This is a genomic window from Nonomuraea soli (assembly GCF_013761175.1).
GTDB lineage: Bacteria > Actinomycetota > Actinomycetes > Streptosporangiales > Streptosporangiaceae > Nonomuraea > Nonomuraea soli.
The window spans coordinates 573720-599876 of record NZ_JACDUR010000004.1; the positions used below are offsets into that span (position 1 = coordinate 573720).

A 26157-nucleotide genomic window follows, 5' to 3' on the forward strand; every position below is an offset into this window, starting at 1 on the left:
CCGAGGGAGCGCAAGCTCTTGCGCAAGTGCCGCAGTATGCTTGCGCTCGTGACTGAATCCCCGGCGTCCGGCCGCACCGCCACCCGTCGGCTCGCCGAGGTCGCCAAGAAGGTCGGCGTCAGCGAGGCCACCGTCAGCCGCGTGCTGAACGGCAAGCCCGGCGTCTCCGAGGCGACCCGCGCGGCCGTGCTCACAGCGCTCGACGTGCTCGGCTACGAGCGGCCCACCCAGCTGCGCGGCGAACGTGCCCGCCTGGTCGGCCTGGTGCTGCCGGAACTGGCCAACCCGATCTTCCCCGCGCTGGCCGAGGTGGTCGGCGGCGCGCTGGCCCAGCGCGGCTTCACCCCCGTGCTCTGCACCCGTACGGCAGGCGGCCTGTCCGAGGCCGACTACGTCGAGATGCTGCTCGACCAGCAGGTCTCCGGCGTCGTCTTCGCCGGCGGCCACTTCGCGGAGGACGACGCACCCCACGACCACTACCACCGCCTGCTGGAGCTGCGCCTGCCGGTGGTGCTGGTCAACGCCGCCACCGAGGGCCTGGCCTTCCCGCGTGTGTCGACCGACGACGAGGTCGCCGTGGAGCAGGCTTTCGGCCACCTGGTCTCGCTGGGCCACGAGCGCATCGGCATGGTGCTCGGCCCCGAGGACCACGTGCCCTCCAACCGCAAGCTCCAGGCCTTCCGCGCCGAGGCCGCCAGGGCCGGGCTGGAGGTCGGGCCGCAGGACGTGGAACGCAGCCTCTTCGCGCTGGAGGGCGGCCAGGCCGTGACCAATCGCCTGGTCAAGCGCGGCATCACCGGCATCATCTGCGCCAGCGACGTGCTCGCCCTCGGTGCCATAAGAGCCGTGCGGCGCCTGGGTCTGTCGGTGCCCGAGGACGTCTCGGTCGTCGGCTACGACGACTCGGCCTTCATGAACTGCACCCACCCGCCGCTCACCACCGTGCGCCAGCCCCTGGAGTCGATCGGGCGCACGGCCGTCACGCTCCTGGTGAGCCAGATCGACGGGGCGGTGGCCTCCACGGAGGAGCTGCTGTTCGAGCCCGAGCTGGTCGTGCGCGGGTCCACCGGCCCCGTGCGCGCGAAGGTCGGCGCCTGAGCCAGAGCCACCCATCTTCAGGGCTTCCGGACTGTCCGGAAGCCCTTTTTAGTGCACATACGTCGTCTTGTCACTTTCTTGCATCGATCACGTCGATGTCTTGCTGGCTTCTGTAGCGGTTTGTATGTTTCTTGCACCAACGCGCCGTGAAACGGGCTCGTAACCTCAGGAGGAGCCTTAATGAAGCCCCGTAACCTCGCGATCCTGCTCAGCGCAGGCCTCGCGCTCGCCGCTGCCGGGTGCAGCAGCGAGCAGACCCCGGCAGCACAGTCGCCCTCCGCGCAGAGCACGGCGGGCGGCACCGCACCGGCGGCCGCTGCCGCACCGGTCACGGTCACGGTGGCCTGCAAGCCGCCCAAGACCGACCCGCGTAACCGCAAGACCTGGGAGGAGGACGTCGCCGAATTCCAGAAGATGTATCCGCACATCACGCTCGAGAGCACCGACAACTTCCCGTGCTTCGACCCGCAGACGTTCCCCGCCCGTCTGGCCGGCGGTCAGCTCGAGGACATGTTCTTCGTACCCGTGACGAACACGTCGCAGATCATCTCCCAGAAGCTCGCCCAGGACATCACGCCCTACGTCGAGTCGGTGAAGACCTACAAGGACGTCAACAAGGACGTCCTGTCGCTCTTCCAGGCCGACGGCGCGACCTACGGCCTGCCCAGCGCCGGCTACGGCACCGGCCTGGTCTACAACCGCAAGCTCTTCGAGCAGGCCGGTCTCGACCCCAACACCCCGCCCAAGACCTGGGCCGAGGTGCGCGAGGCCGCCAAGAAGATCACCGCCCTGGGCTCCGGCTACATCGGCTTCGGTGAGTACGCCGGCGGCGCGACCGGCGGCTGGCACTTCATGCAGCACCTGTACGCCCGCGGCGGCGACGTGGTCAAGGACGGCAAGGCCGCCTTCAACAGCCCCGAGGGCAAGGCCGTCCTGCAGAACCTCAAGGACATGCGCTGGACCGACAAGAGCATGGGCAGCCGCCTGCTGATCGGCTGGGAGTCGCTCATGCAGCCGATGGGCGCCGGCAAGGTCGGCATGATGCTCGGCGCACCCGACGTGGTGCCCGGCGTCGTCAACGGATTCAAGGGCCAGTTCGCCGACTACGGCGTGACCGTGGCCCCCGAGGCCAAGCACGCCCAGATCGGCGGCGGCGGCTTCATGTTCCACCCGCGCGCCACCCCTGACCAGATCAAGGCCGGTCTGCTCTGGCTCGAGTTCCAGTTCCTGACCCCGGGCAAGGGCCAGTTCAACCTCGAGCGCGGCAAGGCGATCGGCAACGCGGTCGGCGTGCCCGACAACACCGTCTTCGCCGGCAGCCCCACCGGGCAGGCGATCGAGGACCTGCGCAAGGCCAACGCCACCGTGCCGGTCGACCAGTACGCCGGTTACAACCAGGGCATCGCCACCGTGACGCCCAAGCCCGAGCCGCCGATGGCCCAGGAGATCTACGCCGTGCTCGACGTGGCCATGTCGGCCGTGCTGAGCCGGGAGGACGCCAACGTCGACGAGTTGCTGGCGGAAGCCGAGACCAAGGTCAACGCCCTGCTCAGCAAGGCGGGCGTGGCGGGCTAGCCAGTCCGGGGATGCCGGTCCCGCCCAGGGCCGGCATCCCCGCCGATCTCCTGGAGATTCCCATGATCAAGCGCAACCTGACGGCCTACGGCTTCATGTGCGCGGCACTGATCTGCTTCACCTTCTTCGCCTGGTACCCGATCGTCCACCAGTTCCTGCTGAGCTTCCAGCAGACCAACTTCGTCACCGAGGCGGAGTGGGTCGGGCTCGACAACTTCCGGACGGTCATCGAGGACCCGGCGTTCGGGACGGCGTGGCTGAACACGCTGGCCTTCACGGGGCTGGCGCTGCTGTGCGGATACGTGGTGCCGTTCGTCGTGGCCCTCGTGCTGAACGAGCTGCGGCACTGCCGCGCCTACCTCAGGTTCGTCGTCTACCTGCCGGTCATGCTGCCGCCCATCGTCGGCGTGCTGCTGTTCCGCTGGTTCTACGACCCGGGACCCGGTCTGTTCAACCAGATCCTCGACCTGTTCGGCATCCCCGGCCTGGCCTGGCTCGACTCCACCAGCACCGCGCTGATCTCCCTGGTGATCGTCTCGACCTGGATGAACCTCGGCAGCGCCACGCTGATCTACCTGGCGGCCTTGCAGAACATCCCGAGCGATCTGTACGAGGCCGCCGAGCTCGACGGGGCCGGGCTCTTCAGGCGCATCCGCTTCGTCACCATCCCGCAGACGCGGCTGATCCTGCTGCTCATGCTCATGCTGCAGATCGTCGCCACCATGCAGGTGTTCCTGGAGCCCTTCCTGCTCACCGGCGGCGGCCCGGAGAACGCCACCGTCACGGTGGCCTACCTGATGTACCAGTACGCCTTCGTCTACGGCGGCAACTTCGGCGCCGGCGGCGCGCTCGGGATGATGCTCATGTTCGTCCTGCTGGCGTTCGCGGCCGTGCAGCTGCGGCTCACGCGCGAGGAGAAGATGTGATGTCAGACCTCATGACAAAGCCGCGCCACACGTCACCGGCCGGCCACCGCGGCACGCCGCGGCGCAGGCCGAAGAAGCCCATCCCCTCGCACCTGCGCACGCTCGTCTCGCCGCACCAGCTCAACTCGCCCTGGGGACGGCGCATCTACTGGGCCGTGCTGGTCACGGTCGTGGTCTCGTTCACGCTGATCTTCGTCTTCCCGCTCTACTGGATGGTCACGGGCGCGATGAAGAGCGGCGAGGAGATCGCCCAGATGCCGCCCACGCTGTGGCCGGCCGCACCCACCCTCGACGCCTTCGTCGAGGCCTGGGAGCTGTTCGACCTGCCCACGCTGCTGCGCAACACCGGCTTCTACGCGCTCGGCGCCTGGCTGTTCACGATGATCGTGGACGTCACCGCCGCCTACGCCCTGTCGAAGCTGCGCCCGGTGCTCGGCAACGTCATCCTGGGCGCGATGCTCGCCACCCTGATGATCCCGCCGATGGTGGTGCTCATCCCCACCTACCTGGTCGCTGTCGAGATGCCGGTCTTCGGCTGGGAGCTGCTGAACACCCCCTGGGCCATCTGGTTCCCCGCGGCAGCCAACGGGTTCAACATCTTCCTGCTCAAGCGCTTCTTCGACTCCATCCCGCGCGAGCTGATCGAGGCCGCGCAGATCGACGGGGCGGGACCGCTGCGCATCCTGGTCTCGGTGGTGATCCCCGTCTCGCGGCCGATCCTCGGCGTGGTCTCCATCTTCACCGTGGTCGCCACCTTCCGCGACTTCGTCTGGCCGCTGCTCGTCCTCACCGAGGACGAGACCATGACGATCAGCGTCGGCCTCTCGCAGGTGTCGAACATGGTCACCCAGAACGCCCTGATGGCGGGCTTGGTCGTGGCGAGCATCCCCACGATCATTGTTTTCTTCTTCTTCCAACGGCACATCATGGCGGGCCTGACCGCCGGAAGTCTGAAAGGCTGAGCATGCCCGAAACGTGGTGGCGGGGAGCCGCGGTCTACCAGGTCTACCTGCGTAGCTTCGCCGACGGAAACGGCGACGGGACGGGGGACCTGGCCGGGCTGCGCGCACGCCTGCCGTACATCGCAGACCTCGGGATGAACGCCATCTGGCTCAACCCCTGGTATCCCTCGCCCATGGCCGACGGCGGGTACGACGTGGCCGACTACCGCGACATCCACCCCGACTTCGGCACCCTCACCGAGGCCGAGGAGTTCATCAACGAGGCCCACGCGCTGGGCATCAAGGTGATCATCGATGTGGTGCCCAACCACTCCTCGGTGGCGTCGGAGTGGTTCCAGGAGGCCCTGCGCGACCCGTCCAAGCGTGACCGGTTCTGGTTCGCCGACGAGCCGGCCAACGAGTGGAAGTCGATCTTCGGCGGTCCCGCCTGGTCGCAGGTGGACGACGGCCAGTGGTACCTCCACCTGTTCGACCCGGGTCAGCCCGACTTCAACTGGACCAATCCCGAGGTTCACCAGGAGTTCCACGACGTGCTGCGCTTCTGGTTCGACCGGGGCGTGGACGGCATCCGCATCGACTCGGCGGCGCTGCTGGGCAAGGACTTCGACGGCGGCGACCCCGACGGCTACACCGACCTGCCCGAGGTGCACGAGATCTACCGCTCGTGGCGGCGGCTGGCCGACGAGTACGACCAGCGCATCCTCATCGGCGAGGTCTGGTTCGCCGACCAGGAGCGTTTCGCCAGCTACCTGCGTCCCGACGAGATGCACACCGCCTTCAACTTCGACTTTTTGGCGGCACCGTGGGACTGCGCGAAGCTGCGCGCCTCCATCGAGCAGACCCTCACCACGCACACCCCGCTCGGCGCCCCGCCCACCTGGGTGCTGTCGAACCACGACGTGGCCCGCGTGGTCACCAGGTACGGCAGGGCCGAGACGTCGTGGGACCACGGCGAGCGGCGTGACGGCGTGCCGTCCGACCTCGAACTCGGCTACCGCCGATCCCGCGCGGCCGCGCTGCTCGCCATGGCGCTGCCCGGCTCCATCTACGTCTACCAGGGCGAGGAGCTCGGACTGCCGGAGGTCGACGCCATCCCCGACGAGCTGCGGCAGGACCCCATGTTCACCCGCTCGGGCGGCACGGTTCCTGGCCGCGACGGCTGCCGGGTGCCGATGCCGTGGTCGGGGGAGGAGCCGCCGTTCGGCTTCGGTGCGGGCGACACCTGGATGCCCCAGCCGGCCGACTGGCGCAAGCTCACCGTCGAGACGCAGGAGGCCGACCTCGGCTCCATGCTCAACCTGTACAGGACCGCGCTGGCGATCCGGCGCGAGCACCTCGGCGACGGCTCGCTGACCTGGCTGGACCTCGGCCCCCAGGTGCTGGCCTTCACCCGGGAGTCCGGCCTGACCTGCGTGGTCAACTTCGGCCCCGACCCGGTGCGGCTCCCGGCGCACGGCAGGCTCCTGCTGGCGAGCGGCTCGCTCGACGGCGACGCGCTGCCGGCCGAGACCGCGGTGTGGCTCGTCTGAGGCCACGATCCACCCCGCGTACGGCGGGCAGCCCCGAGCCGCCCGCCGTACCCGAAACTGCCCGGCGCAACACGACAGGCGGCTTGCGAGGAGCCGCGTCGGAGGTACCGGCGTGAAGTTCCGGATCCTGGGATCACTCACCGTCGACGCAGAGGCCGGCCCGGTCGATCTGGGCCCGGCCAAACAACGCACGGTCCTGGCGGCGCTGCTGCTGGAGGCCAACCGCATCGTCCCGGTCGACCGCCTGGTGGCGGCGGCCTGGGAAGGTGAGCCGCCACGGTCGGCGGTCGCCAACGTCCGCACCTACGCCTCCCGATTACGCAAGACGCTCAGGGAGCGCGTCGAGAGCCGCCCGCCCGGCTTCGTCCTCCACGTGGGCGACGACGAGCTGGACCTGGCCGCCTTCCGCGAGCTGGCCGGACGGGGGCGGGCCGCGCTGGCGGCGGGGCACGACGGCGAGGCGGTCGCCACCCTGGGCGAGGCGCTGTCGTTGTGGCGGGGCGCCGCCGCCGAGGACCTGAGCCGCTCGGCCGGACTGGAGGCGCCGCTGGCGGCGCTGGACGAGCAGCGGCTGGCGGTGCTGGAGGACTGGATCGCCGCCAGGCAGCGGCTCGGGCACGACGGGCAGCTGATCGACGAGCTGCGGCGGCTGACCGACACGCATCCGCTGCGCGAGCGGCTGTGGTCGCAGCTCATCCTGGCCCGCTATCGCGGCGGGGACATCGGGGGCGCACTGGCGGGGTACGCGCAGGCCAGGAACGTGCTGGCGGAGAACCTGGGCGTGGATCCCGGGCCCGAGCTGGTGCGCATGCACCAGGCGGTGCTCACCCGCGATCCCGCGCTCGACCTGCTCGACACCCACCCGCCGGGACCGCGCCACCCCACTGACTCCTTCCCCCGCCCCGCCGACGCGCTGGGGCGCTTCGTGGCGCCCGATCGGGCCGCCCCCGACCCCGGTACACGCCAGCACGCGGTGCCGAGGGAACTGCCCGCCGACACCTCCGTCCTGGTCGGCCGCGACAAGGAGCTCCACCTCCTGCTCGACTCCGTCATCGGCGGCCCCGAGCACGCCCACGGACCCACCGTCCTGGTCCTGCACGGCCCCGCGGGCATCGGCAAGTCCGTCCTGGCCGTCCGCGCGGCGAGCCTGCTGGCCGAGCACTTCCCCGACGGCCAGCTCTTCGCCGACCTGCGTGGCACCGCGACGTCCAGGAAACAGCCCCGCAAGGTCCTGGCCGGCTTCCTGCGCTCGCTGGGCGTGCCCGACCGGCGCATCCCCGACGACGAGGACGAGACCGCCGCCCGCTACCGCTCCATCACCGCCGACCGCCGGCTGCTCATCCTGCTGGAGGACGCGGCCGACGAGGCACAGGTCAGGCCGCTGGTGCCCGCCGCTCCCGGCAGCATCGTCGTCATCACCGCCCGCCGCCCGCTGGCCGCCCTCGACGGCGCCGCCCACCTGCACCTGGAGCGCCTGTCGCCGGACGCGGCCGAGGAACTCCTGGTACGGCTGTGCGGCCCGGAACGGGTGGAGGCCGAGCGCGAGGAGACGCACCGCCTGGCCGCCCGATGCCGCGGGCTGCCGCTGGCGCTGCGCATCGCCGCCGCCCGTCTCGTCGCCGACCCCCTGCTTCCCGTTTCCGCACTCGGCGACCATCTCGAATACGGAGACCTGACCATTCATCTCTCCTGATACATCAGCCATACATCGGCGAATGTATGAGAAATAACGGCCCCCTCGTTAGTGTCGTTTCCGGTTCGGCAGGAACCTGATCGAGAGGAAATCGGAAATGGCACTGTTGGAAAAGGCGGCCGACCGCCTGCTCTCCGTGGTGGCGCCGAGGAAGGAAGCGGCCGCCGCCTGCAGCCCGTACTGCTGGTGGCAGCAGATCTGGGACGGCTGGTACCAGTACTGCTGCAAGTACCCGAACTGCGACGTCGTCTGCCGCTGACGTGAGGGTTCCGGGGGCGGGCGGCCGGTCCGCCCCCGGAAACCCGAGGGATGCCATGAATGGTGTAGCAGCGGGTTGTCAATGGGCGCTCGGAATTGTTTTCCTGACGGCCGTGGCCGGTAAGGCGCGCGATTTTCCCGGATTTCGCGCGTCCCTCTCCTCCATGGCTCCTGGAATGGCGGGCTGGGCTGTTCCCGTCGTCGTGGCGGAAATGTTCACCGCTTTGTCACTGCTGATTCCCGCGACCAGCCGATGGGGCTTCGCGGCGGCCGTGGCGCTGTCGGCCGGGTTCGCCGTGGTCGTGCTGCGCGCACTGGCCGGGGGGCACCACGAGCCGTGCCCGTGCTTCGGCGTCAGCGCCAGGCCGCTGGGCCGCAGGCACGTCGTGCGCAACGGGTTGCTGACAGCGCTTGCCCTGGCCGGGCTGGCCGCCGGCGATCCAGCGGGACCGGGTGCCGAGGTCTGGCCGGTGGCGGTGCTCGCCGGCGGGTGCGCGGCGGTCCTGCTGATCTTCTTCGACGACCTCGTCGAGCTGTTCCTCCCTGTCTCCAGGAGTGTGTGATGGTCTATCTCGTCGTCGTGCTTACCGTGTTGTGCCTGGTCAACCTGCTGCTCACCGTGGGAGTCGTCCGGCGGTTGCGCGAGCACACCGAGCTGCTGGCCGAGCAGGCGGCCGCGCCGCCACCGCCGTTGCGCCCCGGCACCCGGGTACCGGGCTACGCCGAGCTGACCGGCGCGACGGAGGAGAGCGTGATCGGCTTCCTGTCGCCCGGCTGCGAGCCGTGCCGCACCCTGTTGCCCGGCTTCCTGGAGCGCGCGGGCGCCGCCCGCTCCTCCCTGGCCGTCGTGGTCGGCGGCGCCGATCGCGCCAAGGAGTACACCGACCGGATCACCGGGCCCGTCGAGGTGGCCGTCGAGGAGATGGGCGGCCCCCTGACCTCGGCCTTCCAGGTCACCGTCTTCCCGACCTTCTTCGTGGTCGCCCCCGACGGCACCGTCCTGGGCAGCGGCAACGGCCTCACCGCGCTGGAGCGGCCCGCAGAGGCAGGCGCCAGGCCGTGACCGGGCGCGGGGGGACGAGGCACGCAGCCGCCGAGGCGGCGCGGCTGATCTGGGTGGCGGCGCCCGGCGGGGTGGCGGCCTTCCTGCTGGTGACGCTGGCGGAGGCGGCGGCTCCGGTGGTCGCCGCGTGGATGCTGAAGCTGACGCTCGACACGCTGGCGGCCGGGGGCGACATCCTGTGGCCCGCGCTCGCCATGGCCGTCACCGGCCTGGCCTCGGCGACGGCGCCGCAGCTGACCCGCTACCTGTCGGCCGAGCTGGGCAGGCGGGTGGGGGTGCGCGCCCTCGACCGGCTGTTCACCGCGCTCGACCGGTTCGTGGGGCTGGCACCCTTCGAGGATCCCGCCTTCCTGGACCGGCTGCGGCTGGCCCAGCAGGGGGCGAGCACGTCGGGGCAGTTCGTGTCGGGCGTGTTCGGCATGGCCAGGGCGGCGGTGTCACTCGTCGGCTTCCTCGCCGCCCTGCTGGTGATCAGCCCGCTGCTGGCGCTGGTCGTGGCCGTCACGGCGGCACCGGCGTGGTGGGCGGAGCTGACCTTGTCGCGCGGGCGCGCGGCGATGCTCTGGCGCATCACGCCCAACCAGCGCAAGGAGATCTTCTACAGCCAGCTCCTCGGCAGCGTGGAGGCCGCCAAGGAGATCAGGCTGTTCGGCCTGGGACCGTTCCTGCGCGGGCGCATGCTCGGCGAGCGGGACCTGGCGAACGCGGGACAGCGGGCGATGGACCGCAAGGAGCTGGCCGCCCAGGGCGGCCTGGGCCTGCTCGGCGCGTTGGCCGCGGGCGCCGGGCTGGTCTGGGCGGTCCTCGCCGCGCGGCGCGGCGAGCTGACCGTGGGCGACGTCTCGCTCCTGCTGGCAGCCGTGGCCAGCACCCAGGCGGCGGCGGGCACCCTGGTGCGCTCGGCCGCCGACACCCACCAGCAGCTGATCATCTTCGGTCACCACACCGCCGTCGTCACGACGGAGCCCGACCTGCCGCTGCCCGCGCTCCCCACCACGGTCCCGGCCGGAGGGCAGGGCATCGAGCTGCGCGACGTCTGGTTCCGCTACAGCGACGAGCACCCCTGGGTGCTGCGCGGGGTGAACCTCACCGTCCCGACCGGCCGCGCCGTGGCCCTGGTCGGGCTGAACGGCGCGGGCAAGTCGACGCTGGTCAAGCTGCTGTGCAGGCTCTACGACCCGACCAGGGGCACGATCCTGTGGAACGGCGTCGACGTGCGAGAGCTGGACCCGGCCGAACTGCGCGGGCGCATCAGCGCCGTCTTCCAGGACCACATGGGCTACGACTTCAGCGCCTCCGACAACATCGCGGTCGGGGACCTCACCGCCCACGGCGACCCGGCCAGGATCGGCGCCGCCGCACAACGCGCGGGCGTCCACGACCAGCTGATGGCTCTGCCCCAGGGCTACGACACCCCGCTCACCCGCACCTTCGCCGACGGCACGGGCGCCGGGGTGACGCTCTCGGGCGGCCAGTGGCAGCGGGTCGCCCTGGCCAGAGCCATCCTGCGAGGCGACCGCGACCTCATGATCCTCGACGAGCCCAGCTCCGGGCTCGACCCGCAGGCCGAGCACGACGTGCACGAGCGCATGCTGCGCTACCGCGCCGGGCGTACCAGCCTGCTCATCTCCCACCGGCTCAACGCCGTACGGCACGCGGACACGATCGCGGTTCTGGACGAGGGGGTCATCGTGGAATCAGGACACCACGACGAGCTGATGGAAGCGGGCGGCGGCTACGCCCGGCTCTTCCACCTGCAGGCGCAGGGCTACCGCGACGAGCTGGTGACGCCGTGACCGCGGCGTGGATCGCCCTGGCCGCGGCCCTGCCCGCGGGGCTGGTGTGGTGGATCAGGAGCCGCTTCGTCGTCGTCACCGTCAACGGTGGCAGCATGCGGCCCACCTACGAGCCGGGCGACCGGGTGCTGGTGCGCCGGGTGGCGGCCGAGCGGGTCAAGGCGGGCGACGTGGTGCTGATGGCCAGCGCCGCCCCGGTGCTGCGCGGCGGTGAGGGGCTCGGGCTGGTCAAGCGCGCGCTGGCCGTACCGGGGGATCCGGTGCCGCGCGAGCGGGTGCCCGCGCTGGCCGGCGCCCGCGAGCACACCGTGCCGCCGGGACGGGTGGTGCTGGTCGGCGACCATCCGGGCAGCGACGACTCGCGTCAGTACGGCTACTTCCCGCTGGCCGACCTGCTCGGCGTCGTCGTCAGGAAGTTGCCGTGAGCGGGCGCAGCGGCGGGCTGACCTGGGCGCAGCGCGAGTGGTTCATGTGGGTGCCTCCCGGTTCGCCCAACGCCTTCGAGGCCAACCAGACGTGCGTGTCGCCCGGCTACGGCGCGGGGCTCGACCACGTGATCACCGCCGTGCGCGACGTGCTCGCCCGGCACGAAGGCCTGCGCACACTCGTCAGCCGCGAGCCCGGTCACGCGTCAGGGGAACTGCGCCAGCACGTGCAGGAGGTCGACGAGCGGCTGGCCGACGTCATCCGCGTCCACCGCGACGGCGGCGAGCTCGGCCAGGCCGCGTGGCACCCCTTCGACCTGACGGCCGAGTGGCCCGTCAGGGTGCACGTGTTCACCGCCGGGCGCCGGGTGCGCAGGATCGCCCTGGTGCTCGACCACTCGGCCGTGGACGCCTGGGCGATCCGGGTGCTCTGCTCCGACCTGGCCGCCGCGATCAGGGCGCGGTCCTCCGGGCTCGAGCCGTACGGCCCGCGCGAGGTGGAGCAGCCGATCGACGCCGCCGGCTGGGAGGCCTCGCCGCAGGGCCGCGCGCACCAGGCGCGGGCGGAGCGGTTCTGGCACGCCAGGCTCACCGACCTGCGCGGACGGCTCGACGGCCACCGGGCCAGGCCCAGGGCGAGCCGGAGCCTGTCCGCCGAGCCGTACCACTCGTGCAGGCTGGCCTCCGGACGGCTGGCCGGGGCGGCGACGGCGCTCTCGGCGGCGAGCGGGTTGCCCGTCGCCTCCGTCTACCTGGCGGCGTTCGGCGTGAGCGTGCGGCGGGCCGAGGAGGCGCCGGCCGCCGGAGTCTTCGCCTTCACCGCCAACCGGCTGAGCCCGGGCGCCAAGGCCTCGGTACGCAAGGCCGTCATGCACGCGCCCGTCGTCGTCGGCGACGGCGGCCTGAGCGACGAGCTGCACGGATGCGCGGCGCAGCAGCTGCACGGGCACCGCTTCGCCAACCTCGACCCGCGCGAGTCGACCCGGATGTGCGACGAGCTGCTCGGCGGCCACCACAGGACCGGGGTGGCGTACGCGCGCTTCAACTACATCGACGACACGGTGGTGGGGCCGCTGGCCAACAGCCGGTCGCTCGACGAGGAGGCGATCCGCTACCAGGACCCGGCCGAGCAGGAGCGCCTGTTCCACCGCCGGCCGCGCGGGGACGGCGCGGAGTACCAGCTGACCGTGCAGCACAGCACGGCGGGCGCGCTGCTGACGCTGGCCTGGCGCGAGGACACCGGCTGGGGCGAGCAGGCCGAGGACATGCTGCGCGGCCTGGCCGAGCTGGTGGTGGGGGAGGCGTCGCGATGAGCACCACGACGCGGCTGCTCGCGGCCCGCGCCGCCGAGAATCCCGACGGCCCGGCGCTCGTGCTGCACGGGGTCGGCGAGCTCACCCACGGCGGGTGGCAGGAACGCGCGCTGGCCGCCGCTCGCGGCCTCGTGGCGCGGGGGCTGCGGCCGGGCGAGCGGGTCGGCCTGCGGTACGGCGGGGCGGGATGGCTCGACTACGCGGTCGCCTTCCTGGCGGTCCACCACGCGGGCGGCGTGGCGGTGCCGCTGCCCGCCCACCTGAGAGAAGCCGAGCTCACCCGCCTCCTGGAGGACTGCGGCGCCACCGCGCTCCTCCACGACAGCCCAGCCATTGCGCTCCCGCACGACACTTCGGCCATCGCCACTCTTGGACCGCTCCGATGGCAGGCGGAGCTGGCCGAACTCGACGGGACCTGCGCCGCGCTGCCTCGCCCGCCGTCGCCCGGTGACCTGGCGCAGATCCTCTACACCTCGGGCACCACCGGCAGGCCCAAGGGCGTGGCGGCCACCCACGCCAACCTCGCCTGGGGCAGGGGCGGCCGCAGGCGGCCCTTCGCCCACTCCAGGCACCTCGTCCACGCCTTCCCGATCGGCACCAACGCCGGCCAGATCATGCTCATGAACGCCCTCGACGCCCACCCGGCGGTGGTCACGCTGCCCGCCTTCACGCCGGTGCGCTTCGCCAGGCTCATCGAGCGCTACGCGGCGGGCACCGTCTTCGTCGTGCCCGCGATGGCCGTCGAGTTGCTCGACTCCGGCGCGCACCAGCGCTTCGACCTGACGAGCGTCCTGCTGCTCGGCTCGGCCGCGGCCCCGCTGCCCGAGGCGGTCTGCGCCCGGCTGGCCAGGGCGCTGCCGCGGGCGACGATCACCAACTACTACACCTCGACCGAGGCCGCGCCCGCCCAGACCGTCATGATGTACGACCCGGGCAGGCCGGGCAGCGTCGGCCGGGCCGTCGCGGGCGGCCAGGTCAGGATCGCCACCGCCGACGGCGAGCCGCTGCCCGCGGGCGAGACGGGCGAGGTGTGGCTGCGCTCGCCCGCCGTTCCGCGCGCCTACTACGGCGATCCGGAGTCGACACGCGGCGTCTTCCGCGACGGCTGGATCCGCATGGGCGACCTGGGCCGCATCGACGCCGACGGCTACCTCTACCTCGCCGACCGGGCGGGCGACGTGGTCAAGTCGGGCGGCTTCAAGGTCTCCACGCTCCACGTCGAGGAGGCCGTCTACCAGCACGCCGACGTCGTCGAGGCGGCGGTGGTCGGGGTGCCGCACCCGGTTCTGGGCACGCAGCTGGCCGCCGCGGTGGTGCTGCGCGCCCCGCTGCCGCCCGAGGATCTGCGGGCCTTCCTGGCAGGACGGCTGGCCCCGCACGAGTTGCCGGCACGCGTGGTGGAGCTGGAACGCCTGCCACGCAACGCCGGCGGCAAGGTCGACAAGCACGCGCTCCGCAGGAGGCTGGGATGAGTCAGGCATCGTTCGTGCAGCACGGGATGTGGGTCATGCGAGGCGCCGGTGCCGCCTACCACATGCCGATGCTCGTGGAGTTACCCGGCGAGGCCGACCCCGGCGTGCTGGCCAAGGCGTGCGCCGCGGTGGCCGAGCGCCACCCGCTGCTGTCCAGCGCGCTGCGCGAGCAGGACGGCGTGGCCGTGATCGTCCCCGCGGCCCGGCCGTCCGAGCTGCGCGTGGCCGGTCCGGGCGACAGCGTGGAGGACGACATCGCCCGCCCGTTCGACCTCGGCACCGGGCCGCTGGTGCGCTTCACCCTGTTCGCGCCGCGCACCCTGCTGGTGACCGCCCACCACGTCGCCTTCGACGGGCACTCCAAGGACCTGCTGCTGCGCGACCTGCTGTCCGCCTACGACGGCGTGGTCCAGGATCCGCCCGCCACCGGATTCTCCGAGCTCGCCGAGGCGGAACGCGAGCGGGTGGCGCGAGCCCTGCCCGAGGCCCGCGCCTTCTGGCGGCCGCGCTGGAGCGAGCCGGTGCCGGTGATGGTCGCCGGGCACCTGCTGAGCTCGCGCGCGTCAGGGCCGGGACAGGTCCTGGCCTTCGAGCTGCCCAGGGTCGAGCTCGACGGGCTCACCGTCTTCGAGACCACGCTCGCCGCGCTGCACGCGCTGCTGTTCCTGTACGGCAACAGCCGGGTCGGCACCGCCGTGGACCTGTCCACCCGGCGCCCCGAGAGCGCCGAGGTGATCGGCCCGTTCGTCAATGAGCTCCCCGTGGAGTCACGCCCGTCGGCCGACCTGCCCTTTCACCGCTTCGCCGGATCGTTGCGCGCCGAGTGCCGGGCGATCTACCGGCATCGGGAGGTGCCGCTGGCCCGCGCGCTGCCGGGGCTGCGCCCGCACGCCGCGCTCGCGCCCGTCTCGCTCAGCTACCGCAGGCGGCAGCCGTACCACGGGACCGCCGCGGTGGACTGGCTGGTGCACAACGGCGCGGTGCGGGGAGAGCTGCAGCTGCAGCTCGTCGACGACGGCGCCTCCCTGACGGCGAGCCTGCGCTGCTCGGCTCGTGCCGCCGCCGTGGCGGGCGAGCTGGCCGCGCACCTGCGTGCCGTACTGGAGCAGGTCGCGGCCACGCCGCAGGTGGCGCTCGGCGAGCTGGCCGAACCCGCCACGGAACACCTCACGCAGGCCGCCGCGCCCGAGCCGCGGGCTCCGGCCGGACCCGTCGACGAGGAACTGGCCGGGCGGCTGCGCGCGATCTGGGAGGAGGTCCTGCAGATCTCGCCGATCGGCCTGCACGACGACCTGTTCGACCTGGGCGGCCACTCGCTGACCGTCACCCAGATCATCGCCCGCATGCACGGGCAGCTCGGCATCGAGGTACCGCTCGACCTGTTCTTCGACAACCCCACCATCGCCGGAGTGCTCGATGAACTGCGCACCCGCTGACCTGGAGGCGATGCTGATGATCAGGCACTTCGAGCTGGCGCTGCTCGACCTGTTCGCGCGGGGCGAGCTGGGCGGCACCACGCACACCTGCCTGGGCCAGGAGTACGTGCCCGTCGCCATGACGCCCCTGCTCGGCCCCCACGACCACGTCTTCAGCAACCACCGCGGGCATGGCCACTACCTGGCCAGGTTCGGCGACCCCCACGGCCTGCTGGCCGAGATCATGGGCCGCGAGGGCGCGATCTGCGGCGGCGTCGGCGGTAGCCAGCACATCCGCCGCGAGGGCTACCTGTCAACCGGCGTGCAGGGCGAGAGCCTGCCGCTGGCGGCGGGCAGCGCCCTGCACCTCAAGCGCACCTGGCCCGGCGCTCTCGCCTGCGCCTACATCGGCGACGGCACCTGGGGGCAGGGTGCCGTCTACGAGACGCTGAACATCGCCGCCCTCTGGAAGCTGCCGCTGCTGGTCGTGGTCGAGCACAACGGCATCGCCCAGTCCACACCCGCCTCCGCGCACCTGGCGGGCGACATCGCCGGACGCGCCGCCGCCTTCGGCGTGCGTCACGTGAGCGTCGGCTCGCTGGAGGTCGGCGAGATCAGGCGGGCCCTGGAGCCGCTCGTCGCCGGGGTCCGGCTCGGTGAGCCGCTGGTGGCCGAGTTCGTCACCCATCGGCTCGGGCCGCACAGCAAGGGCGACGACACCCGCGACCCCGCCGACGTGGCCCGCATCCCCGACTGGCACGCCCGCTACGAGACGCTGGACGGCTTCGCGGCGATGGACAGCGCGGCGCGCGAGCTGGTGGCGACCGTCGTCGCGGACGTCGCCGCCCGGCCGCCCGTCCGCCGGGAGGAGGCATGAGAGTGGCGGACAACCTCAACGCCGCCCTGCACGGCGTGCTCGGCGACGACCCGCGCGCCTACCTGCTCGGTGAGGACATCCTCGACCCGTACGGCGGAGCCTTCAAGATCACGCGCGGTCTGTCCGGGCGCTTCCCCGGCCGGGTGCTCGGCACCCCGATCAGCGAGAACGCCATCACCGGCCTCGCCACCGGGCTGGCCCTGGCCGGTGACACCGCGATCGTCGAGATCATGTTCGCCGACTTCGTGGCGCTCGCGTTCGACCAGATCTACAACTGCGCCAGCAAGTCGGTCACCATGTTCGGCTCGCGGCTGCCGATGCGCCTGGTCGTGCGCTGCCCGTCGGGAGGCGGACGCGGTTACGGCCCCACCCACAGCCAGAGCCCGATGAAGCACTTCATCGGCATGCCGGGCCTGGCGTTGTACGAGATGTCGCCGCTGCACGACAACCGGGCGGTCTTCGCCGAGATGCTGGAGCGGGCGCAGCCGTGCCTGTTCTTCGAGGACAAGGTGCTCTACACGCGGCGCATGTACGACGTGCCCTCGCCCTTCCGCTGGGAGGCGGACGGCGGGGTGGCCAGGGTGTGGCTGGACGAGCGGCCGGACTGCGTGATCGTCGCGCCGGGCGGCATGGTGCCCAGGGCGCTGGAGGCGATGCGCTCGCTGCTGCTGGAGTCGGAGATCAGCTGCGCTCTGGTGGTGCCGTCACGGCTGTACCCCTTCACCGCCGAGGTGCCCGCCGCGCGGGCGGTCGTCGTGGCCGAGGAGAGCACCGCCGGCGGCACCTGGGGATCCGAGGTCGCGCAGGTGCTGCACCGGCGGTTGTGGGGCTCGCTGCGGCGGCCGGTCACCCAGGTCAGCTCCCGCGACAGCGTCATCCCCGCCGCCGCGCACCTGGAGCGCGACGTGATCGTGGACGCCGACGACATCCGCAGGGCCGTGAAGGAGGCGCTTCGTGACTGACATCAGGGTGCCAAGGCTCAACTCCAACGACGCCGACTACCTGCTCGTGGAGTGGCTGGCGGGCGACGGCCGCGAGGTGAAGGAGGGCGAGCCGCTCGTCGTGGTCGAGACGTCCAAGACCGCCGAGGAGCTGGAGAGCCCCGCCTCGGGTTTCGTGCGGCACGCGGTCGCGGCCGGGACGACGGTGACACCCGGACAGGTGATCGCCGACGTGACGGCCCTGCCGCACGCCGCGTCAGCGGGCGTCGCCGCACCCGCCCGCGCCTTCGCGGAGGCCCCGGCCGCCGACGGCCCGGTGATCACCGAGCCGGCCCGCGCGCTCATGGCCGAGCACGGCCTCACCGACGAGCAGGTGCGCGGGCTCGACGTGCCCGTCGTGCGCCGCGCCGACATCGAAGGCCTGCTCACCGCCGCCCCCGCCCCCGCCTTGTCCGCCGCCCCCGCCCCTGCCGCCGCCGCGTCCGGCGCGGTCACGCTGTCGCGCGTGCAGCAGGCCGTCGGCAGGGCCGTCGCCCTCTCCCACGCCACCATCCCCGCCGCGTACGCCGTCGTCCGCATGGACCTCGGCGCCGCGCTCCAGCGTGCCGCCCGCCTCACCCGCGAGGTGCGCCGCCCCGTCGGCCTGGCCGAGCTGTTCGTCCACGCCGTCGCGGGCCTGCATCCCGCCTTCCCGCTGTTCTTCGCCACCCTCGACGGCGACAGAGCCCTCCTCGCACCGGCGCCCAGGGTCGGCGTCACCCTGGACCTCGGCCACGGCCTGTTCGTGCCCGTCGTCCACGACACCTCCGACCTGGCCCGCATCGCCGTACGCCTGACCGAGCTCAGGCTCGCCGCCGCGAGCGGGACCTTCCGCGCTGCGGACCTCGACGGCGCCACCATCGCCGTCACCCTGCACACCGAGGCCGAGGTGATGCTCGCCATCCCCTTCGTCTTCCCCGGCCACGCCTGCGCGCTGGCGGTCACCGCTCCCCGGCCGGAGGCCGTCGTCCTGCCGGACGGCACCATCGCGGCCCGCACCATCGCGCACATCGGGCTGGCCTACGACCACCGATTGATCAACGGACGAGAGGCCGCGTCGTTCCTCGGCGCGCTCAAGGAGGCTCTGACGTGACGACTACCGACCACGTGATGCGCCAGTGGCTGGCCCAAGCCCTGTCGCGATGTTGCGAAGGACGGCTGAGCGCCGACGACATCATGGCGGCGGACTGCTCGTTCCTGGCGATGGGCGTCGACTCGATCGCCATGGTCAGGCTGGTAGACGCCGTGGAGTGCGAGTTCGACGTGATCCTCGACGGCCGCTTCCCCGAGGACCTCGACGCGCTGGCCGCCCTCCTGGAGCTCGAGACCTCGGGGGCCGGCCGTGGCTGACCGGGCGGCGATCGTGGGCGCGGGCCTGGCGGGCTCGCTGCTGGCGCTGTTCCTGGCCCGTCGCGGCCACCGGGTGGAGGTCTTCGAGCGGCGGGGCGACCCGCGCGCGATCGGATGCGAGGAGGGCCGCTCGATCAATCTGGGACTGTCGGCGCGCGGCATCCGCGCGTTGCGGCTGGCAGGGTTGTGGGAGCGCGTCAGGGCCGTGTCGGTGCCCATGCGCGGGCGTATGGTGCACCCGCCCTCCGGCCCGCCCTTCTTTCAGCCCTACGGACGTGACCCCGGCCAGATCCTCTACTCGATCCGCCGCGACGCTCTCAGCTCGATCCTCATCGACCAGGCCGAGAAGCAGCCCGACGTGCGCTTCTTCTTCGACGCCCAGGTCAGCGGCATCGACAGGGAGTCGCCCGCGCTCACCGTCTCCGGCCGGGGCCGCGTCGAGGCCGACTTCGTCGTCGGCGCGGACGGCGTCTCCTCCCTGGTACGGCGGGCCGTGCCCGGCGGCGTGCGCACCGACGTGCTCGAATGGGGGTACAAGGAGCTGCACCTGCCGGAGACCGACCGGCCGCAGGCGCTGCACGTGTGGCCGGGCGAGGGCGCGCTCATGGTCGCCCACCCCAACCTCGACGGCTCGCTGACCTGCACGGCCTTCCTGCCCCATGACGTCATCGCCGCACTGCCGGGCTGCCGCGCGATCGAGGCCTTCTTCGACCGGGTCCTGCCCGGCGCGAGGGAGCTCGTCCCCGACCTGGCCGGCCAGTTCGCCGCCGCGCCCGCAGGACAGCTCACCACCGTCAGGGCCACGAGCTGGCACCACGCCGACCGCCTGGTCCTCGTCGGCGACGCCTGCCACGCCGTCTACCCCTTCTACGGCCAGGGCATGAACTCCTCGCTGGAGGACTGCGTCGTCCTGGAGGAGTGCCTGGCCCGCCATCCAGGCGACCGCCTGGCCGCCTTCGCCGACTACCAGCGGCTGCGCAAACCGCACACCGACGTGCTCGCCGACCTGTCGGCCGACAACTTCCTGGAGCTGCGCGACCGGCTGCGCTCACCGCTGCACCTGGCGCGCAAGCACGCCGACGTGGTGCTCAACCGGCTCTTCCCCCGGCACTGGCAGCCGCTCTACACGATGATCTCGCACACCACCATGCCGTACGGCCAGGCGCTGCGCCGGGCCCGCCGCCAGGACGCCGTGCTGCGTGCCGCCGCCGGGGCGGGACTCCTGGCGGGCGCCGCCCTGGTCATGCGCGGAAGGGCGGCCAGGACGTGATCATCCATCCTGACGACCCCGCCCTGCGCCTGGTCGAGGTGGGCACGCTGGAAGAGCTGGCCGAGCCGTACAGGGACGCCGCCGCGCGGGTGGCCGCGTGGGCGCGCGAGTTCCTGTGCCGCCCGCACCCCGAGCTGGGCCGCCGCGGGCCCGTCTGCCCGTACGCGCAGGGCTCCATCGACCGGGGCCGGTTCTACCTGGCGGTACGGCCCGGCGTTCCGTCGTCGGCCGCCGAGGTGGTGCGCGCGCTGGAGCCGTACCGGGCCTGGTTCGCCGACCTCGCCCCGCGCGAGAAACCCGACTCCCTGCACACGGCGGTGCTGGTGCTCTTCCCCGACGCCGGCGACCGGCTCGACCTCATCGACGGCGCGCAGCAGGAGCTGAAGGACGCCTACGTGCCCGACGGGCTGATGATCGGCGAGTTCCACCCGGGGCCGCCGGACAAGGGCGGCCTGTGGAACCCCGACCTGCGCCCGCTGGCCGCCCCCGTGCCGATGCTGGTCATCAGGCACATGGTCGCCACCGACCTGCCCTTCCTGGCGGGGGACGCCGCCCACCTGCGCGCCTACCGGCGGCTGCACGGCGAAGCGGGGCAGCGGCGCGTTCCGGAACATCTGCGAGAGGCGGTGGCCGAGCGGTGACGACCGTCGTTCTGAGCCCCGAGCAGGAACGGTTGTGGTTCCTGCAGCAGGCAGGGCTGGGCGGGGAGGCCTACCTGGTGTGGGCGGCGCACCGGCTGTCGGGCGCGCTCGACGTGCCGCTCCTCGGGCAGGCCGTGGGCGCGCTGGTCGAACGCCATCCGGCGCTGCGCACGGCCGTGGCCGCCGGGGCGGACGGCAGGCCGGAAGGCAGGGTGTGCCCCGCCGTGGACGTGCCCTTCGAGGTCGCGCCGCCAGCCACGGAGGAAGAGGCCAGGCAGCTGGTCGACGCCTTCGTGGCCGAGCCGTTCTCGCTCGCCAGGGCGCCCCTGGTGCGGGTGCTGCTCGTGCCGCTGGGCGAGGGCGAGCACATCCTGGCGCTGGCCGCCCATCACCTCGCGTGCGACGGGCCGTCGCTGGAGGTGCTGGTCGACGAGCTGTACCGGCTGTACGGGGGCGAGACGTTGCCCCCGCCGCCCGCAGTGTCGCCCCAGCCCGGCGACCCGGAGGCGGAACGTGCCTACTGGCGGGAGCGGCTCGCCGGGGCGCCCGCCGTCCTCGACCTGCCGCTCGACCGCCCCCGCCAGGACCGGCCGGGCTCGCGCGGCGCCCGCCACGTCCTCCCGCTTCCGCAGGAACTCGTCGACGGCCTGGCCGTGGCCGCCAAGGAGACCAGGACCAGCGCGTTCATGCTGGTGCTCGCCGCCGTGGCGGTCGTGCTCGGGCGCTTCGCCGACGAGGAGGACGTGGTCGTCGGCAGCCCGGTCAGCAACCGCGAGCATCCCGGCGCGGTCGGCATGTTCGTCAACACCCTCGCCCTCCGCGCCGACCTCGGCGGCGACCCCACGCTCGGCGAGCTGGTCAGGCAGGTGCGGCGCACCGTGCTGGGCGCGCTGACACACCGGCGGCTGCCGTTCGACGAGGTCGTGGAGCTGTCGGGAGTGGCCAGGGACCTGCGGCACAACCCGCTGTTCCAGGTGATGCTCGTCGTCGACCTGCCGGGAGAGGGCGTCCGCGACGTGCCAGGGCTGGAGGTCGCTCCGTACGCCCTGCCCGCGCCCGCCGCCCGGTTCGACCTGACCGTGGTGGCCTCGCTGGGCGCTACGGGCACGCTGGCCTTCGACTACGCGGCCGAGCTGTTCGACGAGGCGACGGTGGCCAGGATGGCCGAGCACCTGGTGAGCGTGCTCGGGGCGCTGGCGGGGGAGCGGGACAGGCGGCTGGGTGAGCTCACCTTCCCGGGCTCCGCGCCATCCACGTGGCCTCATGGCGCCTTCGCCGCGGTCGAGCCCGTCCACGAGCAGTTCGCCCGGCGTGCCGCCGCCGATCCCCTGGCGCCCGCGCTGATCGGCGACGGCCCGCCGCTCGCCTACGGGACGCTGGAGCGGCGCGCCAACCACCTGGCCCACCGGCTGCGGGCGCTCGGGGTCACTGCGGGCGAGACGGTCGCTGTCCTCCTGCCCGCCGGCGCCGACGCGCTGGTCGCCATCCTGGGCGTGCTCAGGGCGGGCGGCGCCTACGTGCCGCTGGACCCCGGGCAACCGGCGGCGCGGCTGGCCGACCTCATCGCCGACGCCGGATGCCGCGCCGTCATCGAGGCCGAGATCGGGGCGGCGATCGGGGCCGAGATCGGGGGTGACAACGGGGCCGAGATCGGGGCGGCGATCGGGGGTGAGGCCGGGACCGCGATCACCGTTGACGATCGCGAGGCCGCGCACCCGCCACCCCCCGCGGCAGCCGACCTCGCCTACGTGATCTACACCTCGGGCTCCACCGGCCGTCCCAAGGGCGTCGCGGTGACCCACGACAGCCTCGCCCGCCTGACCGAGGCGTTCCGGGACGTGCACGACTGCTTCGCCCCCGGACAGCGCGTGCTCATGATCCCCCCGCTGACCTTCGACGCCTCGGCGGGCGACCTGTTCCCCGCGCTCACCGGCGGCGCGGCCCTCGTCGTGCACCCCGACCCCGCCGAGCTCGACGGCCCCGGCCTGGTCGACTTCTGCGCCCGGCACGGCGTCACCGCGGTCGACACCGCCTCGGCGTTGTGGCGGAAGTGGACCGAGGAGCTCGGCCCCGTCCCCGCCGACTGGCCGGTGACCACCATGATGGTCGGCGGCGAGCGAGTCCCGGCCGACTCCCTGCGCGCCTGGGCACGCAAGACCGGCGGGAAGATCGCGTTCTACAACCACTACGGCCCCACCGAGGCGACGGTCTGCGCGACCGTGCACCGCACCGTCGACGGCGGCGACACGGCCGTGTCCCTGCCCATCGGCCGGCCGCTGCCGCACGTGCGCGCCCACGTCCTCGACCGCCACGGCAGGCGCGTGCCCACCGGGGTACGCGGCGAGCTGCACCTGGGCGGGCCGTGCCTGGCCAGAGGCTACGTCGGCAGCCCCGAGCTCACGCGCGCCGCCTTCGTGCCCGACCCCTTCTCCGGCGGGCTCATGTACCGCACCGGCGACCTGGTCAGGCAGGACGCCGACGGCGTGCTGCACTTCCTGGGCCGCGCCGACCGGCAGATCAAGCTGCGCGGGCGGCGCATCGAACCCGGAGAGGTCGAGTCAGCCCTCGCCGCCCACCCCGCCGTGCGGGACTCGGCGGTCGTCGCCCGCGACGAGCTGCTGATCGCCTACGTCACCGGGCACCGCACCGGCGACCTGCGCGACTTCCTGCGCGAGCGGTTGCCGGGCCACCTGGTGCCCGCGGCGTTCGTGTGGATGGACACGATCCCGCTGACCGCCCACGGCAAGGTCGACGAGGCTGCGCTGCCCGCCCCCGTGCTGGGCGCGGCCGTCTACGAGCCGCCGTCCGGGCGGATCGAGCGGGTGCTCGCCGGGATCTGGGAGCGGCGGCTCGGAGCGGAGCGGGTGGGCAGGCACGACGGGTTCTTCGAGGCGGGCGGTCACTCGCTGCTGGCGGCCTCGGTGGTGGCCGACATCGAAAGGGAGCTGGGGGCGCGGCTGCCGATCGCGGCCCTGTTCGCCGCCCGCGACCTGGCGACCCTGGCGGCCTCCCTGACTTCGAACGGACCCGCCTCGACCCGGGTTGGACCCGACTCGGACCGGGTCGGACCCGACTCGGACCGGGCCGAGCTCGCCGCCGACCTGGTGGTGCCCGCCGACATCCGGCCGGGCCCGAGCCGTACGGGACCTCCGCGCCGGATCCTGCTCACCGGCGCCACCGGCTTCCTCGGCCCGCACGTCCTGGAGGAGCTGTCGCGCCACGACGGCCTCCGCGTGCGATGCCTCACCCTCGACGGAACCGCACCCGGCGGCACCGAGGCGGTGCGCGGCGACCTGACCCGCCCGCTGCTCGGCCTGCCGCCCTCGGCGTTCGAGGAACTGGCCGAGGAGACGGACCTCGTCGTCCATCTGGCCAGGCAGGTCAGCTTCGTCCTGCCGTACGGGCGGCTGCGCGCGGTGAACGTCACGGGCATGGCCGGGATCCTGCGCCTGGCCGCGACGGGACCGGTCACCCCCGTGCACACCGTCTCGACCCTCGGCGTGTTCCTCGGCCACCCCGGCACCGTCACCGAGCGCAGCGTTCCCGGCGAACCCCGGTCGGGCGGCTACTACCTGAGCCGGTGGGCGGGCGAGCGGCTGGCGATCACCGCCGGGGAGCGGGGGCTGCCCGTCACCCTGCACCGGCCCGCCCGCGTGGGGCCGCACAGCCGCACCGGCCGGTGGAGTCCCGGCGACCACCTGGCCCGCATGATCATCGCGTCGGCCCAACTGGGTCTCGTCCCCGACCTGGCACACGAGGAGGACCTGTTGCCCGCCGACCACCTGGCCCAGGCCGTCGTACGGCACGCGCTGGCCGGCTCTACGGCCACGTTGCACCACTTCAACGGGCTGACGGTCGGCTACCCGCAGATCGCCGCCGTCCTCACCCAGGCGGGCGCGCCCGTCGACCTCGTCCCCTGGCACACCTGGCTGGCAGCCGCCCGTGGCCGTACCGACCTGGCCGTCACCCCGCTGCTGCCGTCGTTCACCGACGAGCCGCCGCCGGCACGACGCCCCCGGTTCGACTGCCGCGCCACCCTGGCGGCCACCGGCCTGCCCGGCCCGCCGTCCGCCCGCGACCTGCTCGCCCTCGCGGTCGAGCGGTTCGCCGCGGACGGCCTCCTGGAGCGGGTCCCGTCATGCCGGGGCTGAGCGTGCGGCGCTTCGCCGGGATCTGGACGGCCGAGCTGGTGTCGGTGATCGGCTCCAGCCTGACCGCGTTCGTGCTGAGCGTCTGGGTCTACCAGGAGTCGGGCTCGGAGACGCAGTTCGCCCTGAACATGCTCTGCGCCACCCTGCCCGGCCTGCTGATCACCCCGTTCGCCGGGGTGATCGTCGACCGTTTCGACCGCCGCGCCGTGCTGCTCCTGGCCGACGCCGGGGCGGCGGCCGTCACCCTGGTGCTGGCCGTCCTGGCGCACACCGGGCACCTGCAGGTCTGGCACGTCTACCCGGCCACCGTGGTCGCCGCCGTCTGCGGCACCTTCCACCTGACCGTCTACCAGGCGATGACGCCCCTGCTCGTGCCGGAACGCCACCTCGGCCGGGCCAACGGGCTGCTGCAGACCACGTTCGCGCTGCAGATCGCCGCCCCCGTCCTCGCCGGGACGCTGATGGAGGCGGTGGGACTGCGCGGGGTGTTCCTGCTCGACCTGCTGTCGTTCGCCGTCGTCGCGTGCGTGGTGGCGTCGACCCGGCTGCCGCGGTCGATCCTGCGTCCCGCCGAGCACGCCGTGCCGCCCTCGTTCGGGGCCGACCTGACCTTCGGGTTCGCCCGGCTGCGAGCAGGCGGGCTGCTGCCGCTGGTGGCCGCCTTCGCGGCCTTCAACTTCGTGTTCGCCGTCGCCGGGGTGCTGATCAGGCCGCTCATCCTGTCGTTCGCCACGCCCGCGACGCTCGGTCTGCTGGTGTTCGCCGGCGGAGCCGGGCTGTTCGCGGGCAGCCTGGTCATGGGCGCGTGGGGCGGGCCGCGGCGCAAGGTCGCCGGGGCGGGGGTCTTCATGCTGCTGGGCTCCGTCGCCCTGGCCGGGCACGCACTGCGGCCCTCCGTGCTGCTGATCGCGGTGGTGGCGCCCGCGTTCCTGTTCACGATCCCGATCGTGAACGCCTGCCTCACCACCGTGCTGCAGAGCCGTACGGAGGCCGCGGCGCAGGGGAGGGTGCTGGCCTCCGCCCGCACCGTCAGCCAGCTCGCCGTGCCGCTCGCGTACCTGATCGCGGCGCCGCTGGCCGAGCACGTGATGGCGCCCGCGCTTCTGCCCGGCGGGGCGCTGGCCGGGGTGCTCGGCGGGGTGCTGGGCACCGGGGAGGGACGGGGCATCGCGCTGGTCTTCCTCGCCGACGGGGTGCTGCTGCTCGTGGCCGGGGCGGCGACGCTGCTGCTGCCCAGGCTGCGCCGCCTCGACACCACCGCGCCCCCCACCGGCCACCCCGCCCCCGCCCTCAACCGCTGACCACCCGCCCGCAGCCTCCTGCGGCGCCCAGATCTGTCTCGTTCCCCCGTCCCGAGAGCGCA

The 26157-nt window shown here is 72.9% G+C and carries 22 protein-coding genes; all 22 read left to right on the top strand.

The window, feature by feature from the left end; translation table 11 throughout:
• Positions 1-48 precede the first annotated feature (48 nt).
• The 22 genes from HNR30_RS21105 (at position 49) to HNR30_RS21210 (ending at position 26095) form a co-directional block, all read left to right on the top strand.
• Positions 49-1098, top strand: a complete 1050-nt coding sequence (locus tag HNR30_RS21105) for a LacI family DNA-binding transcriptional regulator (RefSeq protein WP_312894548.1) — start codon at positions 49-51, stop codon at positions 1096-1098.
• A gap of 180 nt (positions 1099-1278) precedes the next feature.
• Entirely contained in the window at positions 1279-2673 is a 1395-nt protein-coding gene (locus HNR30_RS21110; protein ID WP_181611617.1) for an ABC transporter substrate-binding protein, read from the top strand.
• Positions 2674-2735: 62 nt separating this feature from the next.
• Complete coding sequence (locus tag HNR30_RS21115; protein ID WP_181611618.1) at positions 2736-3599, top strand: carbohydrate ABC transporter permease; 864 nt, start codon at positions 2736-2738, stop codon at positions 3597-3599.
• A gap of 11 nt (positions 3600-3610) precedes the next feature.
• Entirely contained in the window at positions 3611-4561 is a 951-nt protein-coding gene (locus tag HNR30_RS21120) for a carbohydrate ABC transporter permease (protein WP_181611619.1), read from the top strand.
• Positions 4562-4563: 2 nt separating this feature from the next.
• Positions 4564-6090 carry a glycoside hydrolase family 13 protein gene (locus tag HNR30_RS21125; protein ID WP_181611620.1) on the top strand — a complete coding sequence of 509 codons (1527 nt, stop codon included), beginning with the start codon at positions 4564-4566 and terminating at the stop codon, positions 6088-6090.
• Positions 6091-6202: 112 nt separating this feature from the next.
• Complete coding sequence (locus tag HNR30_RS21130) at positions 6203-7783, top strand: AfsR/SARP family transcriptional regulator (RefSeq protein WP_181611621.1); 1581 nt, start codon at positions 6203-6205, stop codon at positions 7781-7783.
• 97 nt (positions 7784-7880) lie between these two features.
• Positions 7881-8042: a hypothetical protein gene (locus HNR30_RS21135; protein WP_181611622.1), complete on the top strand. Its 162-nt coding sequence runs from the start codon at positions 7881-7883 to the stop codon at positions 8040-8042.
• A 55-nt stretch (positions 8043-8097) separates the two neighbouring features.
• On the top strand, positions 8098-8604 hold the full coding sequence (locus HNR30_RS21140) for a MauE/DoxX family redox-associated membrane protein (RefSeq protein ID WP_344982212.1): 507 nt from the start codon (positions 8098-8100) through the stop codon (positions 8602-8604).
• The gene (locus tag HNR30_RS21145; protein ID WP_181611624.1) at positions 8604-9104 is read left to right on the top strand and encodes a TlpA family protein disulfide reductase; all 501 of its coding nucleotides are present in this window, start codon (positions 8604-8606) and stop codon (positions 9102-9104) included. The genes HNR30_RS21140 and HNR30_RS21145 overlap by 1 nt, the downstream gene beginning before the upstream one ends.
• Positions 9101-10900, top strand: coding sequence for an ABC transporter ATP-binding protein (locus HNR30_RS21150; protein ID WP_181611625.1), 1800 nt, complete (start codon positions 9101-9103; stop codon positions 10898-10900). Before HNR30_RS21145 ends, HNR30_RS21150 begins: the two co-directional genes overlap by 4 nt.
• A complete protein-coding gene (locus HNR30_RS21155) occupies positions 10897-11325 on the top strand; it encodes a S26 family signal peptidase (protein ID WP_181611626.1) in 429 nt (142 codons plus the stop codon). The genes HNR30_RS21150 and HNR30_RS21155 overlap by 4 nt, the downstream gene beginning before the upstream one ends.
• Positions 11322-12638 (top strand): condensation domain-containing protein, encoded by a 1317-nt coding sequence (locus tag HNR30_RS21160; protein WP_181611627.1) that lies wholly within the window; start codon positions 11322-11324, stop codon positions 12636-12638. The genes HNR30_RS21155 and HNR30_RS21160 overlap by 4 nt, the downstream gene beginning before the upstream one ends.
• Positions 12635-14110 (top strand): class I adenylate-forming enzyme family protein, encoded by a 1476-nt coding sequence (locus tag HNR30_RS21165; RefSeq protein ID WP_181611628.1) that lies wholly within the window; start codon positions 12635-12637, stop codon positions 14108-14110. The genes HNR30_RS21160 and HNR30_RS21165 overlap by 4 nt, the downstream gene beginning before the upstream one ends.
• On the top strand, positions 14107-15546 hold the full coding sequence (locus HNR30_RS21170) for a condensation domain-containing protein (protein WP_181611629.1): 1440 nt from the start codon (positions 14107-14109) through the stop codon (positions 15544-15546). Before HNR30_RS21165 ends, HNR30_RS21170 begins: the two co-directional genes overlap by 4 nt.
• The gene (locus HNR30_RS21175; protein ID WP_181611630.1) at positions 15527-16402 is read left to right on the top strand and encodes a thiamine pyrophosphate-dependent dehydrogenase E1 component subunit alpha; all 876 of its coding nucleotides are present in this window, start codon (positions 15527-15529) and stop codon (positions 16400-16402) included. The genes HNR30_RS21170 and HNR30_RS21175 overlap by 20 nt, the downstream gene beginning before the upstream one ends.
• Positions 16399-17364: an alpha-ketoacid dehydrogenase subunit beta gene (locus tag HNR30_RS21180; protein ID WP_181611631.1), complete on the top strand. Its 966-nt coding sequence runs from the start codon at positions 16399-16401 to the stop codon at positions 17362-17364. The genes HNR30_RS21175 and HNR30_RS21180 overlap by 4 nt, the downstream gene beginning before the upstream one ends.
• Positions 17357-18475 (top strand): 2-oxo acid dehydrogenase subunit E2, encoded by a 1119-nt coding sequence (locus HNR30_RS21185; protein ID WP_181611632.1) that lies wholly within the window; start codon positions 17357-17359, stop codon positions 18473-18475. Before HNR30_RS21180 ends, HNR30_RS21185 begins: the two co-directional genes overlap by 8 nt.
• Positions 18472-18732, top strand: a complete 261-nt coding sequence (locus HNR30_RS49395; protein WP_181611633.1) for an acyl carrier protein — start codon at positions 18472-18474, stop codon at positions 18730-18732. The genes HNR30_RS21185 and HNR30_RS49395 overlap by 4 nt, the downstream gene beginning before the upstream one ends.
• Positions 18725-20002, top strand: coding sequence for an FAD-dependent oxidoreductase (locus tag HNR30_RS50225; protein ID WP_220133799.1), 1278 nt, complete (start codon positions 18725-18727; stop codon positions 20000-20002). Before HNR30_RS49395 ends, HNR30_RS50225 begins: the two co-directional genes overlap by 8 nt.
• Complete coding sequence (locus tag HNR30_RS21200) at positions 19999-20643, top strand: DUF6875 domain-containing protein (protein WP_181611634.1); 645 nt, start codon at positions 19999-20001, stop codon at positions 20641-20643. Before HNR30_RS50225 ends, HNR30_RS21200 begins: the two co-directional genes overlap by 4 nt.
• Positions 20640-24794 (top strand): non-ribosomal peptide synthetase, encoded by a 4155-nt coding sequence (locus HNR30_RS21205; RefSeq protein WP_181611635.1) that lies wholly within the window; start codon positions 20640-20642, stop codon positions 24792-24794. The genes HNR30_RS21200 and HNR30_RS21205 overlap by 4 nt, the downstream gene beginning before the upstream one ends.
• On the top strand, positions 24782-26095 hold the full coding sequence (locus tag HNR30_RS21210; RefSeq protein ID WP_181611636.1) for an MFS transporter: 1314 nt from the start codon (positions 24782-24784) through the stop codon (positions 26093-26095). Before HNR30_RS21205 ends, HNR30_RS21210 begins: the two co-directional genes overlap by 13 nt.
• The last annotated feature ends 62 nt before the right edge of the window (positions 26096-26157 follow it).